The sequence below is a fragment of the Kribbella turkmenica genome, from assembly GCF_004348725.1.
In the GTDB taxonomy this organism is placed as follows: domain Bacteria; phylum Actinomycetota; class Actinomycetes; order Propionibacteriales; family Kribbellaceae; genus Kribbella; species Kribbella turkmenica.
Genome location: NZ_SMKR01000057.1, coordinates 19,651 through 38,909, shown reverse-complemented (window position 1 = coordinate 38,909; position 19,259 = coordinate 19,651). Strand labels below are relative to the sequence as shown.

The 19,259-nt window shown below is 70.3% G+C and carries 17 protein-coding genes and 1 pseudogene; 14 read left to right on the top strand and 4 right to left on the bottom strand.

Features of this window, described 5'->3' with window-relative positions; genetic code table 11:
* From E1218_RS15290 to E1218_RS15250, 9 genes and pseudogenes are all read left to right on the top strand, one after another.
* Positions 1-228: pseudogene (locus E1218_RS15290) on the top strand (beta-ketoacyl-[acyl-carrier-protein] synthase family protein); the annotation flags it as partial.
* Positions 225-707, top strand: coding sequence for a hypothetical protein (locus E1218_RS15285; RefSeq protein WP_132320554.1), 483 nt, complete (start codon positions 225-227; stop codon positions 705-707). The pseudogene E1218_RS15290 and the gene E1218_RS15285, both read left to right, overlap by 4 nt.
* The gene (locus tag E1218_RS15280) at positions 704-2,296 is read left to right on the top strand and encodes a class I adenylate-forming enzyme family protein (RefSeq protein ID WP_132320552.1); all 1,593 of its coding nucleotides are present in this window, start codon (positions 704-706) and stop codon (positions 2,294-2,296) included. Before E1218_RS15285 ends, E1218_RS15280 begins: the two co-directional genes overlap by 4 nt.
* A complete protein-coding gene (locus E1218_RS15275; protein ID WP_132320550.1) occupies positions 2,293-3,573 on the top strand; it encodes a beta-ketoacyl-[acyl-carrier-protein] synthase family protein in 1,281 nt (426 codons plus the stop codon). The genes E1218_RS15280 and E1218_RS15275 overlap by 4 nt, the downstream gene beginning before the upstream one ends.
* Positions 3,573-4,643 carry a 4-hydroxyphenylpyruvate dioxygenase gene (gene hppD, locus E1218_RS15270; protein WP_132320548.1) on the top strand — a complete coding sequence of 357 codons (1,071 nt, stop codon included), beginning with the start codon at positions 3,573-3,575 and terminating at the stop codon, positions 4,641-4,643. Before E1218_RS15275 ends, hppD begins: the two co-directional genes overlap by 1 nt.
* On the top strand, positions 4,640-5,548 hold the full coding sequence (locus E1218_RS15265; protein WP_132320546.1) for a phytanoyl-CoA dioxygenase family protein: 909 nt from the start codon (positions 4,640-4,642) through the stop codon (positions 5,546-5,548). Before hppD ends, E1218_RS15265 begins: the two co-directional genes overlap by 4 nt.
* Before the next feature lie 136 nt (positions 5,549-5,684).
* Positions 5,685-6,632, top strand: coding sequence for a thiamine pyrophosphate-dependent dehydrogenase E1 component subunit alpha (locus tag E1218_RS15260; protein ID WP_132320544.1), 948 nt, complete (start codon positions 5,685-5,687; stop codon positions 6,630-6,632).
* A complete protein-coding gene (locus E1218_RS15255) occupies positions 6,629-7,600 on the top strand; it encodes an alpha-ketoacid dehydrogenase subunit beta (RefSeq protein WP_233712244.1) in 972 nt (323 codons plus the stop codon). The genes E1218_RS15260 and E1218_RS15255 overlap by 4 nt, the downstream gene beginning before the upstream one ends.
* Positions 7,597-8,943, top strand: a complete 1,347-nt coding sequence (locus E1218_RS15250) for a hypothetical protein (RefSeq protein ID WP_132320542.1) — start codon at positions 7,597-7,599, stop codon at positions 8,941-8,943. The genes E1218_RS15255 and E1218_RS15250 overlap by 4 nt, the downstream gene beginning before the upstream one ends.
* On the opposite strand, the gene E1218_RS15245 is transcribed toward E1218_RS15250, so the two are convergent.
* The 4 genes from E1218_RS15245 to E1218_RS15230 are packed head-to-tail and all read right to left on the bottom strand — an operon-like array spanning position 8,914 to position 13,234.
* The gene (locus E1218_RS15245) at positions 8,914-9,750 is read right to left on the bottom strand and encodes a phosphotransferase enzyme family protein (RefSeq protein ID WP_165949276.1); all 837 of its coding nucleotides are present in this window, start codon (positions 9,748-9,750) and stop codon (positions 8,914-8,916) included. The two genes, E1218_RS15250 and E1218_RS15245, sit on opposite strands and share 30 nt — an antisense overlap.
* Before the next feature lie 26 nt (positions 9,751-9,776).
* Positions 9,777-10,448 carry an SGNH/GDSL hydrolase family protein gene (locus E1218_RS15240; protein ID WP_132320538.1) on the bottom strand — a complete coding sequence of 224 codons (672 nt, stop codon included), beginning with the start codon at positions 10,446-10,448 and terminating at the stop codon, positions 9,777-9,779.
* Positions 10,445-11,668: an MFS transporter gene (locus E1218_RS15235; protein ID WP_132320536.1), complete on the bottom strand. Its 1,224-nt coding sequence runs from the start codon at positions 11,666-11,668 to the stop codon at positions 10,445-10,447. Before E1218_RS15235 ends, E1218_RS15240 begins: the two co-directional genes overlap by 4 nt.
* Before the next feature lie 6 nt (positions 11,669-11,674).
* Positions 11,675-13,234 carry a class I adenylate-forming enzyme family protein gene (locus E1218_RS15230; protein ID WP_132320534.1) on the bottom strand — a complete coding sequence of 520 codons (1,560 nt, stop codon included), beginning with the start codon at positions 13,232-13,234 and terminating at the stop codon, positions 11,675-11,677.
* 233 nt (positions 13,235-13,467) lie between these two features.
* On the opposite strand from E1218_RS15230, the gene E1218_RS15225 reads away from it, so the two are divergent.
* From E1218_RS15225 to E1218_RS15205, 5 genes are read left to right on the top strand one after another with little or no spacing between them, the layout of a single operon-like run.
* Entirely contained in the window at positions 13,468-14,754 is a 1,287-nt protein-coding gene (locus E1218_RS15225; RefSeq protein ID WP_132320532.1) for an SGNH/GDSL hydrolase family protein, read from the top strand.
* 5 nt (positions 14,755-14,759) lie between these two features.
* Positions 14,760-15,980, top strand: a complete 1,221-nt coding sequence (locus tag E1218_RS15220) for a cytochrome P450 (RefSeq protein ID WP_132320530.1) — start codon at positions 14,760-14,762, stop codon at positions 15,978-15,980.
* A 4-nt stretch (positions 15,981-15,984) separates the two neighbouring features.
* Positions 15,985-16,911, top strand: a complete 927-nt coding sequence (locus E1218_RS15215; RefSeq protein WP_132320528.1) for an alpha/beta hydrolase — start codon at positions 15,985-15,987, stop codon at positions 16,909-16,911.
* Between the two features lie 8 nt (positions 16,912-16,919).
* Positions 16,920-17,990: an alpha-hydroxy acid oxidase gene (locus tag E1218_RS15210; protein WP_132320526.1), complete on the top strand. Its 1,071-nt coding sequence runs from the start codon at positions 16,920-16,922 to the stop codon at positions 17,988-17,990.
* Positions 17,978-19,243, top strand: coding sequence for an aminotransferase-like domain-containing protein (locus E1218_RS15205; protein ID WP_132320524.1), 1,266 nt, complete (start codon positions 17,978-17,980; stop codon positions 19,241-19,243). The genes E1218_RS15210 and E1218_RS15205 overlap by 13 nt, the downstream gene beginning before the upstream one ends.
* Positions 19,244-19,259 lie beyond the last annotated feature (16 nt).

Sequence of the window (19,259 nt, the reverse complement as noted above, 5' to 3'; positions counted from 1 at the left end):
GTGCACGGGCATGCGTTGGAGGCGTCGGGGCTGGTCGAGCTGGTGGTGACGATCCAGGCGTTGCGCGACGGGAAGTTGCCGGTGAACGCCGGGTTCCTGGACGCCGATCCGGACTGCGCGCTGGATCTGATCCTGGATGCGCCGCGGCCCGCGCGGTCGGCGTACGGGATGTCGGTGAACTCGGCGTTCGGCGGAGCCAACACCGCGTTGGTGGTGCGTGCGGGATGAGGGCGGCGGTGGAGGTCCATGACCTGGTCGTGCTCGCCGAGGGTTACTGGCCGGAGCCGGGCGACGACGTCGCGGCAGGCCCGCCGGCCCTTCCCGGGTTCGTGCTGTCGACGTTCAACCCGTTGGCGGCAACGGTCGCCGATCGTTGCCTGAGCGCGCTACCGGAGCCGTTGGCCGGGTCCGCCGGGATCGTCCTGGTGAGTGCCGGCGACCGGATCAGCGCCGAGCACGTCCGCCAGGCCGTTGCCGACGGCAGACGCATCGGCCCGTTGTTCTTCTTCCAGTCGGTGCCGAACAGCGTCGCCGGCCTGATCGCGGCGAAGTGGGAGCTGCGCGGACCGGTGGTCTGCGTGACCGACGGCGGGCTCGACGAGGCCGCCCTGCTGATCGGCGACGGCGACGCCGACCAAGTACTGATCGTGGAGATCCAGGCCGAGCGGGCGACCGCCCGGATCGTGAGTGGGGGAGTCCGACCATGAAGAGTCTGCGAGCCCGGCTGGCCGCCGATCCGGCGATCGGCACCGGCAACGTCCTCCAGCGGGTGCTTGCCCACGGCGCCGATCCCGCCGGGCCGGGGCTGACGTTCGACACCGCCGTCGACCACTTCCCGGCCGAGCATCCGCTGACCCTGGGCGAGCTCGACGACAGGGTGCAGGCGCGGACGGCCTGGTTGCACGAGCACGGCATCGGCCGACGGGACGTGGTCGCGATCTGGGCCACCGAGGCCCAGGACATCGTGCTGAGCTTCCTCGCCCTGGCCCGGGTCGGTGCGATCCCGGCACTGATGAACGGCAAGATGACGCCGGCGATCGCCGACGAGTACATCCGCCGGCTGCGCGTGACCGCCGTACTGGCCGACGCCGCGCACCGGCCGCTCCTGCGGACCGACGTCCTGGCGGAGCCACGTGAGCTCGGAACCGGGGATCGCGGGAAGGCCCCTGAGCACTACCGGCATCACGCCGACGATCCGGTCGTGATCACGCACACGAGCGGGACGACCGGCGTACCCAAGGCCGTGATGCACACCCACACGACCTTGTACGCCGCGTTGAAGCACCTGCTCACCATGCCGCAGGCACAGGGCACCGACAGGATCCTCAACGCGCTGCCGATCCCGCACACGGCGACCGTCCTCATGGTCAACCAGGTCCTCGGCAACCGCGCCGAGATGCTGCTGCTGTCGAGTCAGGACGCGCCCGACGTACTGCGGCAGATCGAGCGCTGGAAGCCCCGGGCCGTCTACGGGTTCGCGGTCACCTGGGCGGGTCTCGCCCGGGAGGACCTGGGTGCGCACGACCTGGACTCGGTGCGGATGTGGTTCAACACCGGTGACTGCGCGCACGAGCCGCACATCCGCAGACTCGTTGCCGTCGGCACCCGCGAGACCGTCACCAGGGAGGGGCGTACGTCGGTCAAGGGCTCGCACTTCGTCGACGGGCTCGGGTCCAGCGAGATGGGCCACAACGGTTTCCACATCACGCACACCATCGACAGCGACCACTACGGCCGCTGCATCGGGAAGCCCTACCAGTTCGCCGAGGCGGCCGTGCTGAGCTCGGCCGGCGACGAACTGCCGCCGGGCAAGGCCGGTCTGCTCGGCTTCCGCTCGCCGTCGGTCTCGCCGGGGTACTGGAACGACTCGGTCAACACGTACCGCTTCCGCCTGAACGGCTGGTTCCTCACCGGTGACCTGGCGTACCGCGACGAGACCGGCCACTACTTCCACCTCGACCGGATCCCCGATGCGGTCGCCGGCTTCGAGGGGCCGCAACTGTTCACCTCGATGTCGGAGGAGCGCATTCTGGCCGCGCTGCCCGAGGCCGCCGACTGCACGGTCGTGATCGTCCAGGAGAACGGCAGGTACGTCGCCGACGTCATGCTGGAGCTGGATCCGGACGCCGAGGACCGGGACCGGACGGCGGACGTGACGTCGGCCGTCGGCGAGGACGTCGCCGCGATCATCCGCACCGTGACAACGGTCGCGGCGGACGACGTGCCGGTCACGGTGACCGGCAAGGTCCGGAAGGTCGCACTGCGGGAGAAGCGGCTCGCGGGGGCGGACGCATGAGCGGCCCGGGCGGTGCGCCCGCCGTCACGATCACCGGCATGGGCCTGCTGACGCCGGTCGGCCGAGGCCCCCAGCAGGTGTACGACGCCTTGCTGCGGGGGCGGTCGGGCATCGTGAAACCGCCGGCCGACCACCCGGTCGCGAACTCGGTCGAACTCGCCGGCATCCTGCCGCCGTTCGACCCGGGCAAGGTCGCGTCCGGCCCTGACGGCAAGGTGATGGACCGCACGGTGATCCTCGCCCAGCTCGTCGCCGAGGACGCCCTCGCGGACGCCGGCCTGAGCGTCGGGGAGAACGTCCAGGCCGAGCGCATCGGCGTGATCGTCGGCGGCGTGGGCGGAATGGCGACCCTCGAGCAACAGGTCCTCGCGCGCGCCGAACGCGGCCGCGCGGCCGTCAGCCCGTACCTGCTCACCGGCGTGCTCCCGAACATGCCGGCCGCCCGGGTCGCGATCCGCTTCGGGATCCGCGGCTACACCTCGTCGGTCGGTACGGCGTGCGCCTCCGGAGCCCAGGCGATCGCCGACGCGGTCCGGCTGATCCGGTCCGGCGAGGCGGACGTCGTACTGTGCGGAGCGAGCGAGGCACCGCTGTTCCCGACGTTCGCGGAGACGTTCGCCAACGCGCGGGCGCTGGCACGCGGGTGGGACGACCCGTCCGAGGCCAGCCGGCCGTTCGACCTGCGGCGCAACGGCTTCGTGCTGAGTGAGGGTGCGGCGTTGCTGGTGCTGGAAAGCGCCGCGCACGCCGCCGCCCGCAACGCAGTGGGCTACGCCGATGTCGTCGGCTACGGCGTCACCTCCGACGCGCATCACCCGACGGCACCACGTCCCGACGGGGCCGGCGCCGCGGAGTGCATGCGACAGGCCATCAGGACAGTCGATCCCGCACGGGTCGGCTACGTCAACGCTCACGGGACGAGCACGAAGCTCGGCGACGTCGCCGAGTCCGTCGCCATCGGGCTGGCGTTCGGCGAGCACAGGCCGGCCGTGAGCTCGACGAAGGCGTTGACCGGGCACATGCTCGGCACGTCCGGCGTGGTCGAGGCGGCAGCGGCAGCGCTTGCCGTCAACACCGGCGTGGTGGCCCCGACCTACCACCTGGACGATCCGGACCCCGCGTGTCCCGTCGACCACGTCCGCAAGGACCCCCGCGACATCCGGCCGGAGTACGCGCTGTCGAACTCGTTCGGGTTCGGTGGCCAGAACGTGAGCCTGCTTCTCGGCGGCGCGAGTACTCCGCACCGGCGGCACATCGACAGTGAGGTGAGGTTGTGATGGAGATCTACGGGATCGACCACGTGGAGTTGTACGTGGGAGACGCTCGGCAGGCGGCGTTCTACCTGGGACACGCGTTCGGCCTGCAGATTCACGGACAGGGCGGCCCCGAGACGGGACTGCCGGACCAGCGGTCGCTGCTCCTGCGGGAGGACGCCGTACAGCTCGTGCTGACGTCCGGGCTGGCCGCGGACCACCCGGCGGCCGCGTACGTGCAGCGCCACGGCGACGGTGTCGCGATCGTCGGGATCGAGGTCGGCGACGCGACCGCGGCGTACGGTGAACTGGTGGCCCGGGGTGCCCGGGGGCTGCAGGAGCCGGTCCGGTCCGAGGCCGGCGAGACGACCGTGGTGATCGCGGAGGTGGCCGGGTTCGGCGACGTGATCCACCGGCTGGTCGAGCGGCACGGGCCGCGGCACGAGTTCCTGCCCGGCCGGATCCACATCACCGAACCGACCTGCGGTCCGGACGAGAAGCTGTTCAGCGAGATCGACCACCTGGCGATCTGCGTGCCGTCCGGTGAGCTGGAGCCGACCGCGAAGTTCTACGAGGACGTGTTCGGCTTTCCCCGGATCTTCGAGGAGTACATCGAGGTGGCCGGGCAGGGGATGGACTCGAAGGTCGTCCAGAGCCCGTCGAAGCACGTCACCTTCACGCTGATCGAGCCGGACGCGAGCCGCCGCCCCGGCCAGATCAACGACTTCCTCAGCTGGCACGCCGGCGCGGGTGTGCAGCACATCGCCCTGCGGACGAGCGACATCGTCGAGGCGGTCGGCACGCTGGCCGGCCGCGGCGTGAACTTCCTCGGTACGCCGTCGACGTACTACGACGCGTTGCCCGACCGGGTCGGTGAGGTGGACACGCCGATCGAGGACCTGCGGGAGCTGGGCATCCTGGTCGACCGCGACCACTGGGGTCAGCTGCTGCAGATCTTCACCGAGTCGATGCACGTCCGGCGCACGCTGTTCCTCGAGATCATCGAGCGGCGCGGCGCGATGACGTTCGGCAGCGGCAACATCAAGGCCCTCTACGAGGCCAAGGAACGCGAGCTGGCAGGAGCCGACCTGTGACGACGCTGGAATTCAAGCTCTCGGAGGAAGAGGTCGAGCTCCTTCCCACCGACGAGGACGTTGCCTTTTACAACGAGCACGGCTGGTACCTGTCCAGGAAGCTGCTCACCGACGAGGAGACCGAGGAACTGGTCGACGCCAGCGAGCGTTACTACGCCGGAGAACGCGACCGGACGCTGCCGGTCCGCCCGCCGAAGCTGGCGTACTGGGACCCGTCGAAGGGCGACGTCCAGCGGCACAACGACTACGTGCACTACGAGCACGACGGGCTGGCCAAGATCCTGCGCAAGCCGCTGATCGGCGCGGTCGCGGCCCGGCTGGCGCAGACCGGCGAGATCCGGATCTTCCAGTCCACGCTGATCTACAAGCCGCCGATCGAGGGCGAACCGTCGAACGTCGTGCCGTGGCACTTCGACAAGCACTACTGGTCGTCCTCGTCGTCGGACCGGATGCTGACCGCGTTCATCCCGTTCCACGACTGCCCGCCGGAGATGGGCACGATCACCATGGTCGACGGCAGTCACCGCTGGCAGGAGATCGGCTCCGACGACACCGTCGTCCGGCACTTCGCCGAGCGGGACCGGTCGCAGCTCGACCAGATGCTGGCCGAGAACGCGGCGTACAACCACGCCGAGGTGACCAAGGTCCCGATCACCATCCCGCGCGGCCACGTGAACTTCCACCACTGCCGCACATACCACGGCAGCGGCGCGAACGTCAGCGACCGTCCGCGCCGGGCGATCTCGCTGCACCTGCAGGACGGCGACAACCACTACCGCGAGTTCCCGCTGTCCGACGGCACCCTGGCGGCCTACAACCACGACGTCCTGGTACGCCGGACGCCCGACGGTCACCCCGACTACGCCGACCCCGACTACTGCCCGGCCCTCTGGGCCGACCGGTGAAGGGCTGACCGATGACGGCTCTGCTGCAGTGCCGGGCCTTCGGCACCGGCGGGTCAGGAGGCTTCGAGTCCCGGCCACTCCTGATAGCTCCAGTCGCTTCGCTCCCTGCGCTCCTCTGTCCGGGCCGGGACGCCCCATGACCCGCGATCTCTACCGGACCGTGCGACTGATCCGTCGGTTCGAGGAGCGGGCGATCGAGTTCGTCCGGTCCGGTGAGATCGTCGGCGGCATCCATCCGTACATCGGGCAGGAGGCCGTGGCGGCCGGAGTCTGCGCGGCGCTCCGGCCGAGCGACGTGATCACCAGCACGCATCGCGGACATGGGCACGTGCTGGCGCGCGGGGCGGATCCGGCGCGGTTGCTCGCCGAACTGATGGGCCGGGAGTCGGGACTGAACAAGGGCCGCGGCGGGTCGATGCACGCCGCCGACTTCGGTCTCGGCATCCTGGGCGCGAACGCGATCGTCGGCGCGGCCGGTTCGATCGCGACCGGTGCCGCCTGGGCGCACCGCCGGCAGGGCCGGGACACGGTCGCGGCCACGTTCTTCGGCGACGGCGCGATGAACGAGGGCATGCTGCTGGAGGCCTTCAACCTGGCCGCGCTCTGGCGGGTACCGGTGATCTTCGTCTGCGAGAACAACGGCTACGCCACCACCATGCCGGTCGCCTCGGCGGTCGCCGGCAGCATCACCGGCCGGGCCCGCGCGTTCGGCATCCCGGCCTTCACCGTCGACGGTCAGGACCCGGAGAAGGTGCTCGCGGCAACCGCCTCGGGGGTGGACCGGGCCCGGGCCGGCAAGGGGCCGACGTTCCTGGAGTGCACGACGTACCGCTTCGACGCTCACCACACCTTCGAGCACCGGACGCGGCTCACCTACCGCTCGACCGAAGAAGTCTCCGCTGGGTGGTCGCGGGATCCAGTGGAGATCCAGGGCGCACGAGTGGCCGCCGCCGAACGGGCGGCCGTCGATGCCGAGGTCGAGGCCCTGCTCGACGCGGCGGCCGGGAGCGCGCTGGGCAGCGCCCATCCCGACCCGGCCGCCGCCCTCGAGTACCTCTACGCCTCCCCGGAGGTGATGCGGTGAAGCTCTCCTACCTGAAGGCGCTCAACCGGGCCCTGGGCGACGCGATGGCCGACGACCCGGCGGTCTTCCTGCTCGGCGAGGACATCCGGGTCGCCGCGTCCAGCCTGACGGCCGGGTTGCTCGGCCGGTTCGGTCCGGACCGGGTGCTCGACACCCCGCTGTCGGAGCAGGCCTTCACGAACTTCGCCACTGGTGCGGCGCTGGCCGGGATGCGGCCGGTGATCGAGTTCCAGATCCCGTCGCTGCTGTTCCTCGTGTTCGAGCAGATCGCCAACCAGGCGCACAAGTTCTCGCTGATGACCGGCGGCCAGTGCAAGGTTCCGGTCACGTACGTCGTCCCCGGCTCGGGCTCACGGACCGGCTGGGCCGGCCAGCACTCGGACCACCCGTACAGCCTGTTCGCACACGTCGGGGTGAAGACGGTCGTCCCGGCGACGCCGGCGGACGCCTACGGTTTACTGGTCTCGGCGATCCGGGACGACGACCCGGTCGTGGTGTTCGCGCCGTCGGGCGCGCTCGGCATCCGTGACGATCTCGACTTCGGCACGCTCGTGCCGGTCCCACTCGGCGTCGGCCGGGTCGCCCGGCCCGGCAGCGACGTCACGGTAGTTGCCCTCGGCCACCTCGTGCAGGACGCGCTGTCCGTCGCCGACGAGTTGTCCGGGGTCGGGATCTCGGTCGAGGTCTTCGACCCGCGAACGGTCTACCCGCTCGACGTCGACGGCCTGACCACATCGCTGGCCAGGACCCGCCGGCTGGTTGTGATCGACGACTCCAACCGGACCAGCGGGTTCGCCGCGGAGGTGCTCGCGGTCGCGGCCGAACGGTGCGAGTTCGACTCCCCACCCCGCCGGGTCACCAGGCCGGACGGCGCCGTGCTGCCGTTCGCCCTGGCGCTCGACCGGGCGGTCCAACCCGGCCGTGACCACCTGGTCACCGCGATCCACGCCGTACTGGAGAAATCATGACCGACCTGTGGCCCCACTTGTCCGAAGAAGTCCGTACGGCGCTGGTCGCGCGGGGAGTCGAGTCGTGGCAGCGGGTGTACGACGGTGTCGCGACGCACAACAAGGAGTGGCGGCCGCTTCGGCCGCCGATCATGCCGGCGTCGGCGTACACCGCGATGACGGACATCTCGGCGACGGTCGCCCGGCTGATCCTGGCCACGTGCTTGCGGCGGGCGACGACGGCGGGGGAGCTGCGGCGGGCGCTCGGCATGCCGGACGGCGCGATCGACCTGCTGGACGAGGCGTTGCCGCTGACCGACGACCTGATCGGCGGCGTGCGTGCGGACATCCTGCTGGCCGGCGGGACGCCGTACGTGGTCGAGGCCAACATCGACAGCGCGCTGGGCGGCGCGCACGACTCCGACGGGGTCGCGCAGCGCTTCCTGAAGGCGTACGACGGTGATCCGGTGCTCGGCGGGATCGGGCTGACCGCGCCGCCGTCGGCCGTCGACGCCCGCTACGAGGCGGTGCGCTCGGCCCTCGAACTGACCGGGCAGGACCGGCTGGCGATGCTGTTCACCACCGGCGGCACGTACCCGGGGTCACAGGACGGGCGGGCGATGATCAAGCTGCTCGAGCCGTTCAGCGACCGCGGTCGCGAGCTCGGGCTGGACATGCGGGTGTACCCGGTCGAGTGGGTGACCCTGGACGACGCCGGCCGGCTGTGCGTGGACGACGGTCCGATCGACGGCGTACTCCGGATGTTCGTCCCGCAGGGCACCAAGCCGAGCGCCGGCCTGGACGCGTTGGCGACCGCTGTCCGGACGAAGACGGTCCGCATGTTCACCGCGTCGGCCAGTTGGCTGCTGGCCAGCAAGTCGATCTTCGCCTGGCTCTGGGAGGACGTCGACCTGCTGTCCGCCGACGACGCCGAGGTGCTGCGGCGCCACGTCCCGCAGACGTTCGTGCTGTCGGCCGGTCTGCGTCCGCGGGCCGTCGCCGACCAGGGCCGCTTCGTCCTCAAACCTTCTGGTTCGTACGGCGGCGTCGGTGTCGTCGTCGGACCCGAGGTGTCGGCGCACGACTGGCACGCCGCGCTGGACGCGGCGATCGCCGAAGGCGGGTACGTCCTGCAGGCCCATGTCCCGGTCGACCGGCTGACCATGCAGTTCGTCGAGGTGGCGACCGGGGAGGTTCATGAAGCCGCGGTGCCGTTCTGCATCGCGCCTTACCTGTTCGGCGGAACGCCGGCCGGTGCTTACCTCCGTTTCGCAGTCCCCGGCGCTGGTCCGGTCGTCAACGTCGGCCAGGGCGCGCTCACGAGCGGCCTGCTGTTAGCGGCAGAACGGCCGGAATCGGGCTAAATCGGTGTCCAGCTTGGCGATCCGCCGGAAGCCCCAGGTGTCGACGCCTGGCCGGTCCACCTCGTTGAACACCCGTGCGGCCAGGTCCCGGAGACCGCGGGCCAGCAGGGCGTACTCGAGGTGGTCGGAGTCGAGGTCGCGAGCGCCGTACTCGGTGAGGAACGCCTCCAGGTGCGCACCTTCGGCGGCGATCCAGACGTCGTGCTCGCGCGGGCCGATGACTGCCTGTTCCCAGTCGACGATCGCGGCGATCTCGTCGCTGTCGTCCAGGATCAGGTTGAGACCGTGGAGGTCCAGATGGCAGACGACGTGCCGGACCGTCTTGGTCCGGGCGCGCTCGATCGTGTGCTCGAGCCGGGCGATGCTCGCGACCACCTCCTCGCGGCGGTCGGCGATCCACGGGTGGTCGAGGTGGTCCCGCAGCGGCCAGATGGCCGGCTCGTCCAGGGTGGCCGGTGGCAGGTCGACGTGTTCGAGGGCGTGCACTCGCTTCAGCGCCTGCGCTGCCGGACGCCAGTCGTCGTGCGTCGCCATCCGGCCGTGGACGTAGGGGAAGACGGCGTACGGTCTGCCGCCGGCGATCGCGTGGAGCTCGCCGGCAACGGTCCGGAGGGGAGCAGGCACGGGAAGACCGGTGGCAGCGAGCGTGCACAGCAGGTCGAGGTCCTCGGGGGTCCCGCGCCGCCACACCTTCACGAACCACTTCGAGTCGGCGACCCAGCAGTCGCTGTTGAATCCGCCGGCATGTGGACGAAGTTCGTCAGCGGTCAGGCCGTAGTCGCGCGCCAGGTCCGAGGCTTCGATCAACCGCAGGCACCTCCCGAGTACTGCGCTCAGCGTACCGACGCCAGGTGGCGAGCGAGGACTCGGAGGGTCTCAGCGGCAGCGACGGCGTCGCTGCGGGCGTTTCCGTGCCGGCCGTCGGAGCTGTACAGCCCGGGATCGGTCGACAGCGGGTGATCGGTGAGAGAGACGTGGATCGTGCCCAGCTTCGCGGCGAGTGCGGCGGTCCGGTCCGAGAGGGTGCGCATGCGTTGCCGTAGGCCCGGGCGGAGCCATTCGACGACCGCCGGGCTGTACGAGACGTCGAACATGCCCAGCGTCATCACGTCCGCGCCGGCGTCCTGCAGCGTGGTGATCATCGTGGTCAGCTCACGGTCGACCCGGTCGGCGTCGTACGTGGCCGGGAAGGCGTCGTTGCCGCCGCCGACGACCAGGGCGAGATCGGGGCTGAAGGCAACGGCAGGCTCCAGCTGCGACGCGAGGACATCGCGGGCGCGCAGCCCGCTGACGCCGAGGTTGAGGTACGCGAGCCCAGGATGGACCGCCCGCAGCTCGGCAGCGATGCGGTCGGCCCACTGCAGGTCGCTGTAGCCGTCGACCGGTTCGCACAGACCCTCCGCGACGCTGTCGCCGAGGACGACGAAGCGCTGCCACAGATGGCCGGCGAGCAGCTGGGCGCTCTCTCCGGGGCTGAGGCAGTACGGATCGGTGGCCTCGTTCATGCGGCCTCCAGCGGCGTCGGGGTGGGTTCGTCGAGGGTCCGGCCGGGGCCCCGCCGGACCAGCGGGTAGACGCTGACGAGCAGGCAGGCGACACCGCAACCGATCAGGGCCGGGACCAGCCCGAAGCCGCTGACGAGCTCGCCGGCCAGCAGCGCGCCGAGGGGCAGACCGGCGAACGACGTCGCCGCGACCAGGCCGATCACGCGGGCCTGCAGGTTCTTCGGCACGTGTTCGTACAGGACCGCGCCGAACACCGGGTTGATGGCGGCGATCCCGATCCCGGACAGGAAGGTCACCGCCATCACCAGGACCAGATGATCACTCAGCCCGAGCACCAGCAGGCGCGGGCTACCCCCGATGACGGCTCCGACGGCGAACGTCAGATAGCGCGGAACCTTCGCGGCGAGTACGGCGAACCCGATGCTGCCGAGCAACGCACCGGCCGAGAACGCGCCGAGGGTCAGGCCGAGACCCGCCGGCGAGCCCAGTTCCTCCGCGACCCAGAGCGGGATGAACACCGCCGTACTCGCGCTCGCGAACACGTTCATGGTGAAGGTGGTGATCAGCATGGTGGCGAGCAGGGCGTCCCGCCGGACGAACGCGAAACCCACCGCGAGCGAGCGGAAGTACTTGTCCCGGCGCGCCTCGATCGGGGTGTCCGGCGGGTGCACGAACGCGGCGACGAGCAGCCCGCACACCACGAACGTGGCGGCGTCGATCCACAGCACGAAGGCCGCGTCGGTCCAGTAGATCAGCAACCCGGCCAGCGGCGCGCCCAGCAAGGTCGCCCCGCGAGCGAACGCCTCGTGCAAGGAGGTCACCCGGATCAGCGCGACCTCGGCGGCCTCGGCCATCGGCCGCACCAGCAGTTCCTTCGACCGGTCCGCCACCCCGCGCAACGCACCCGCAACGGTCACCAGCACCAGCAGCGCCGCGAATCCCAGCTCGGTGGTGGCAGCGATCGCAGCCACCGCCGCCGCGCTGACGACGTTCGCGATGATCGACGACAGCCGTGCGCCGAGCCGATCGATCACCGGCCCGCCCATGATGCTGGCGACGATGTACGGCACCATCTCGACCGCCGCCACCAGACCCATCCGGGCCGCGCTGCCGGTGGTCACCAGCACCAGCCACGGAATGGCCACCATCGACACCCGGCTGCCGACCGCCGACAACACATCGGCGGCGAACAGCACGACCAACCCCCGTCTGGGGGTCATCGAGACCTACCTGTCATGGTTCCCCCCAGCCCCGGCCACCGGGACCGGATGCAACTCCGCGTAGAGCTTGCGCAGGGCAACCTTGTCGACCTTCGCGATCCGGGTCAGCGGCAACTGGTCCACGAAGTCGATGGACGCCGGACTCCACATCTCGTTCAGGGTCTCGGTGACCAGGTGCCGGAGGCTTTCCGCCGACACCGGCCGCCGGGGTACGACGAAGGCGTGCACGGCCTCGCCGACGACCGGGTCCGGTACGCCGATGACCGCGGCCGTACGGACCGCCGGATGCGTGGCCAGGACGTCCTCGATCGGGCGGCAGAAGATCGCCCAGTTCCGGCGGGTGGTGACGATCATGTCGTGCACCCGGTCGACCAGGAAGAGGAATCCGTCGTCGTCGAGGTAGCCGAGGTCCCGGGTCCGCAACCACCCGTCGACCAACGTCTCCGCGGTCAGCCCGGGCTTGTTCAGGTACCCCGCGAACGTGAGTTTGCTCCGGACCCAGACCTCACCGGTTCGTCCCGGTTCGAGCACCTTCCCGTCGTCGTCGCGGATCTCGATCCGCACGTCGCCGTACGGCGTACCGGCCGAGGCCAGCCGCTCGGGATGCGAGGGGTCCTCGGTCAGGCCCGGTTGCGCGGTCACGACGACGGCTTCGCTCAGCCCGTAGACGATCCGCAGCACCGGACCGAACCGGGCGATGCCCTGTCGCAGCCGCGCCGGAGTGGCCGGGCCGGCGCCGACGTTGAGCATGAACAAGCTGCTGCAGTCCACGTCCTCGCCGCCGGGGTGGTCGAGCAGTTCGTAGAGCATCGGCGGGGTGACGTAGGTCGAGGTGATCCTCTCCGCCGGGACGATCCGGTAGAACTCGTCCGGTGACCAGCTGTCGGTGAGGAACAGCACCCCACCGGTGAACAGGTTGAAGAAGCTGGTGATCTGACCGCTCGCCAGCCACAGCGGCGACCCGGAGTAGTGCCGCAGCAGTGGGAACCCGTTCGCGACGAAGGCCGCGGCCAGGTCGAGGATCTGCTCGTAGAAGCTCTGTGTGTGGTGCACCAGTTTCGGATCGCCGGTCGTCCCGCTGGTCTGCAGCACCGAGTCCGGCGCCGGCACCGACGGATCGATCTCGTACGGCGTCCCGCTCGACGTCGTCGTGAGCGCGGTCAGGGTGAAGGCCGGCATCGGCGCGAGCGACGCGGCCAGCTCGGCACCCAGCCCGCCGTCGTACACGAGCGCGTCGGCGTCGGCCAGAACGGCGAACCGGTCGATCTCCCGGCGGGACGTGATCGGCGCGCACCACAGCACCCGGCAACCGTGCAGGTGGAGTGCGAGTTGGAGGGCCGGCGCGTCGAAACAGTTGGCCGCCGTCACCAGCACCTTGGCCCCCGGCCGGATCCCGGCGTCCCGGACGGCGGCCGCGATCCGCAGGAGGTCGGCGGCTATTTCACCGTACGTCGCGGAGCGGTCACCGCGGGCCAGCGCGGGACGTGCGGAGAATTCCCCGAACAGCTTCAGGACGCGCAGCACATAATTGCTATTGTTTCCGGGCAGGACGAATTCAGGCGGCATTCCGTCACCCTCACATGCAGCGAGTCCCTCGACTCCGGCCCCCCAGCCGTCCCTGTGACTGTACTCGATCCGCGTCCCCCGCAGGGTGAAGGAATACCCCTGCTATCCGGGGGCGGAACCGGTTCGCTAACCGCTTCCCGACGAGCTCGGGAAATGCCTTTCTGTTTCATTGACCGGATTAGTCGGGGCGTATTACGTTCCGTCCGCATCCGATTCCGCCAGGAGGTCCGTCCATGCATATTTCCAGCAGTTGGCGCGCGGTCGCGGTGACCGCCGCGCTCACCGTGGCCGGCTCCGGCCTGGCCGGAGCGAGCTACGGCGGTGATCACCGCGACGAGGAGTGGGTCGGCACCTGGGCGACCGCCGTCACCCACGGCAACGCGTCCGGGTCGACCAACGTCGGTTTGACCGACCAGAGCGTCCGGATGGTGGTGCGCCCGACCGTCGGCGGCGACCGGATCCGGATCCGGCTGTCGAACATCTACGGCGAGAAGACCGTCACCGTGGGCGCCGCGACCGTCGCCAAGCCCGACAGGTCGACGCCGGAGCTGTCCGACATCGACCCCGCGACCCTGCGCACGCTGACGTTCAACGGATCCGGGACCGCGTCGATGGTCAAGGGCAGCGAGCTGCTCAGCGACCCGGTCAACCTGCGGCTGGGGAACCTCGACGACCTGGTCGTCAGCCTGTACTTCCCCGAGAACACCGGCCCGACGACGTTCCACGGCTCGTCGATCCAGGAGAACTTCGTCGGCCCGTCGAACCTGGTCACCCAGCCCGGCGGTGCGGCGTACACGCTGACCCGGCGGTGCTGCTGGTTCTTCCTGTCCGGTGTCGACGTCGAGACCGACAGGCCGGCCGGCTCGATCGTCGTTCTCGGCGACTCGATCACGGACGGCACCGCGAGCACGTTCAACGCCAACAACCGCTGGCCCGACCAGCTCGCCGAACGGCTGATCGCGTCGGCGGGCCGGCGGGACAAGGTGCCCGGTGTGCTGAACGCGGGCCTGGCCGGCAGCCGGCTCAACCACGAGGGCAGCGAGCCGTCCGACAACGGCGCGTTCCCCGGGTTCAACGAGGTCGGCGTGAACTCGCTGGCCCGGTTGAACGAGGACGTGTTCGCGCAGACCGGCGTACGCACGGTGATCACCGAGCTGGGGATCAACGACATCTGGATGTCCGACGACTCCGCGGCCGAGATCGTCGCCGCGCTCCGGCAGCTGAACGCGCAGGTCCAGCAGCGCGGGCTGCGCAGCCTGGTCACCACGATCACGCCGTTCGAGGGGATCGGCGGCACCGACAGCTGGACCCCGGCCAAGGAGGCCACCCGGCAGGCGGTGAACAGCTACCTGCGGTCGAGCAAGGAGTTCGACGGCGTGCTGGACTTCGACAAGGTGCTGCGGGACCCGGCCGCGCCGAGCAAGCTGAACCCGGCCTTCGACTCCGGTGACCACATCCACCCGAACGACGCCGGCTACCAGGCGATGGCCGCCTCGGTGCCGCTCACACTGGTGCGCTGACCGCCATGCCGCCCTTGCCGTCCGCGAACGAGATTCTCGCCGCCCTCGGTTCCGAGCAAGGTCGCCGTGATCCGATGCCGCTCTTCGCGGAGCTGCATCGGATCGGCCCGGTCTGCCGGCTCGAACCGGGCAGCTCGCCGTACGCCGTGGTGGTCAACGGGTACGACGCCGCCCAGGAAGCACTCAAGGACACCAGGTTCCACCGGTTGCTGACCGCGGACCCGGATCCCGAGGACTCGGTCCTGCGCCGGCTCGGCGGATCGATGATGTTCCGCAACGAGCCGGACCACCTGCGGATGCGCAAGGTCTTCCAGGCCGTGCTGACCCCGCGCCGGCTGGCCGGGTTCGAGCCGGTGGTCGACGACCTGGCCGCCGAGCTGCTCGACGACCTGGGGAAGGCCGGCGCCAACCGGCAGCAGGTGGACTTCGTCGACTTCGCCTACCGGCTGCCGATCACCGTGATCGGCACGTTCCTGGGGATCCCGCGCTCGGACCTCGGCTGGTTCCGCGACCGGACCCAGCGTATCGACGAGTACCTCGACCTGGGCGGCAAGGCACCGGAGAAGCTCGAGGCGGCCAACCAGGCCGCCGACGAGCTGAACGCCTACTACGCCCGGATGATCACCGACCGCCGGATCCGCCCGCGCGACGACCTGGTCGGTTCGCTCGTGCACGCGCTCGACTCCGGCACGTCGGGGATCGACGAGCAGGAGTTGATCGACAACCTGCTGGTGCTGGTCAACGCCAGCTTCGTCACCACGATGAACCTACTGACCAACGGGCTGGAACTGCTGCTGGCCGAGCCGCCGCTGGTCGAGGCCCTGCGCGACGACCCCGGACTCGCGTCGGACTACGTCGAGGAGATCCTCCGCCACCAGAGTTCGGTGCAGCTGATCAGCCGGCAGGCGTCGACCGATCTCGACCTGGCCGGGGAGCCGATCGCCGAAGGCAGCCTGGTGCTGATCCTGCCGGGTGCCGCCAACCGGGATCCGGCGCGGCATCCCGACGCCGACACGTTCGACCCCGGCCGCGACGACCTGCAGCACCTGTCGTTCGGCGCCGGGCCGTTCTACTGTGTCGGGGCCGCGCTGGCCCGGATGGAGGGCCGGGCCGCGTTCGGGCAGTTGTTCCGCCGGTTCCCCGGACTGGGCCTCGCGAGCGAGCCCGTCCGGAGCCGTAGCTTGCTGCTGCGTGGGCACGAGTCCATGCCGATCCGATTGGGGTGATCCCATGCCGCTGGACCCGCAGGTCGAGGCCATGCGCGCCGAACGCGAGGTCAACCACGTTCCGCAGCTCTACACCCAGACGCTGGCCGAGGCACGGGCCGCCGATCTCGCCTCCGTCCAGGCGGCCGGTGGTGAGGTGGAGAAGGTGCACCACGTCGAGGACGTCGTCACCGGTGACGGGCTGCCGCTGCGGGTCTACCGGCCGGACCTGACGGGTCCGCTGCCGACGCTGATCTACTTCTTCGGCGGCGGCTGGACGCTGGGCAGCATCGAGACGGCCGACGGCATCAGCCGCACGCTGGCGAACGCCGTTCCCTGCCAGGTGATCACCGTCGGCTACCGGCTCGCGCCGGAGCACCCGTTCCCGGCCGCGGTGCACGACTGCCATCGTACGACCCGGTGGATCGCGGACCATGCGGCGGAGTTGCGGGCCGACCCGGCGCGGTTGGTGGTGGGCGGTGACAGCGCTGGTGGCAACCTGGCTGCCGCGACCACGTTGCTTGCCCGGGACAACGGTCCGGCGCTGGCCGCGCAACTGCTGGTCTACCCGAACACGCTCTACGGTTCGGACACCGTCTCGATGCGCTCCGGCGACGACCCGTACCTGTTCAACAAGACCTCGGTCAACTGGTACTGGGATCACTACCTGACCGACTCGGCCGACGGCCTGAACCCACTCGCCTCACCGCTGCTCGCCGATTCGCACGCGAACCTCCCACCGGCGCTGGTGATCACCGCCGAGTACGACCCGCTGCGCGACGAGGGCGAGTACTACGCCGAGAAGTTGCACGCCGCCGGGGTTCCGGCGACCCTCAGCCGGTACGACGGGATGGTGCACGGCTTCTTCGCGATGTCGGGCATCCTCGACGGCGGCAAGAAGGCGATGGCCGAAGCGGCCACCTGGCTGCGCGAGGTCCTCGGGGATGCCTGAGGTGCCCGTTGGCTGACACCTTCGCCGGCTTCGAGGCAGAGGCCGCGAGCGTTCTGCCGGCCTCCGTCCGCGACTTCGTTGCCGGCGGCAGTGGTTCGGAGACCACCTTGCGGCTCAACCGGGTGGCCCTCGACTCGGTCACGCTGACGCCTCGGGTGCTCGCCGGTGCCGACGAGCCGGACACCAGTCGTACCCTGCTCGGCAGCGACCTCGACCTTCCCGCCTTGGTCGCTCCGATGGCGTACCAACGGCTACTCCATCCCGAAGGCGAACTGGTGCTGGCCCGGGCGGCTGCGGACGCCGGAATCCCTTATGTCATCAGCACTTTGAGCAGCTTCGCGCTGGAGAAGATCGCCGCCGAGGCACCCTCCTGGTTCCAGCTGTACTGGTTGCGCGACCGGGACCTGCTGACGTCGCTGGTGCGTCGCGCGGAGGACGCGGGCTGCGCCGCGCTGATGGTGACGGTCGACGTTCCGGTGATGGGTCGCCGGCTGCGGGACGTGCGGAACTCGTTCGCCCTTCCCGCGGACGTGGTCGCGGCCAACCTTGTCGACATGGCGACAGAGGCGCACGCCGCCGTTCCAGGACTGTCCGCGGTGGCCGCGCACACGGCGTCGGTCTTCGAGCCGGCCGTCTCCTGGCGTGACCTCGAGTGGCTGCGCGGCGAGACCGCGCTACCCCTGGTGGTGAAGGGAATTCTCGACCCGCGCGACGCTCACCGGGCCGTCGAGGCCGGCGCCGCGGGGGTCGTGGTGTCCAACCACGGCGGCCGGCAGTTGGACGGTGCGCTCGCCTCGATCGATGCCCTCGGGCCGGTTGTCGATGCGGTCGGCAACGACTGCGAGGTGCTGCTGGACAGCGGTGTCCGCGGCGGGATCGATGTGATGAAGGCGCTGGCGTCGGGGGCGTCCGCCGTACTGGTCGGGAGGCCGTTGCTGTGGGCCTTGGCGGTGGGGGCCGTGGGCGAGGCGCTCGGACTGCTCCGGCGCGAGTTGCGGGACGCGATGCTGCTGGCCGGGTGTGCCGACCTGGACGCGGTGGCCGGGCTGACGACGGGGAGAGCGCGATGGCCGAGCTGAGACTGACCGAGTTGCACGGTTCGCTGACGGACCGGGCGCTCACCTCGATGAACTTCCTCAACGAGGTCTCGCACCACTACCCGGACGCGATCTCACTGGCCGCCGGCCGCCCGACCGAGGAGTTCTTCGACCTCGAGGAGGTGCACCGCTACCTCGACCTGTTCGCCGATCACCTGCGTTCCCGCGGGTACGACGAGGCCGCCGTCCGCCGGACGATCCTCCAGTACGGCCGGACCAAGGGCATCGTGCACGACCTGGTCGCTCGCAATCTCGCGGTCGACGAGGACATCCACGTGGATCCGGAGGCGATCGTGGTCACGGTCGGCTGCCAGGAGGCGATGGTTCTGGTCCTGCGCGCGCTGCGTTCGGGGCCGGACGACGTACTGCTCGCGATCGCCCCGACGTACGTCGGCATCACCGGGGCGGCCCGGGTGCTCGACGTCCCGGTCCGGCCGGTGACCGAGGACGACGACCTGGCCGCGGTGGTGAAGGCGGCCCGGGCCGACGGACTGCGGCCGCGGGCGTGCTACCTGATGCCGGACTTCGCCAACCCGTCGGGACTCAGCCTGGACCTGGAGAGCCGGCGCCGGTTGCTGGAGGTCGCGGCCGCGGAGGACCTGCTGCTGCTCGAAGACAACCCGTACGGGCTGTTCCCGGCCGCCGGCGTCGATCGGGTGCCGACCCTGAAGGCGCTCGACACCGAGCGCCGGGTCGTCTACCTCGGGTCGTTCGCCAAGACCGGGCTGCCCGGGGCCCGGGTCGGGTACGTCGTCGCCGACCAGACCGTCGAGGGGCCGGACGGCAGCACCGGGCTGCTCGCCGGCGAACTGTCGAAGATCAAGAGCATGCTGACCGTGAACACGTCGCCGGTCGCCCAGGCCGTGATCGGTGGCAAGTTGCTCGCGAACGACTTCAGCCTGGTCGCCGCGAACCGGCGCGAACGCGCGATCTACGCCGCCAACCTGCGCGCGATCACCGACGGCCTGGCCGCGCGCTTCCCCGGTGGCGAGGTCACCTGGACGGTCCCGTCGGGCGGCTTCTTCGTGGTCGTCACCGTGCCGTTCCCGGTCGACGACGTCCTGCTGGAGAAGTCCGCCCAGGAGTACGGGGTGCTCTGGACGCCGATGAGCCACTTCTACGACGCCGGTTCACCGATCCACGCCCTGCGGCTGTCCTGCAGTTCGGTCGCCCCGGACCAGATCGACGCCGCCCTCAACCGCCTGGCCGCGCTGATCACCGATCAACTGCCGTAACTGGTCCCCTCAGCGA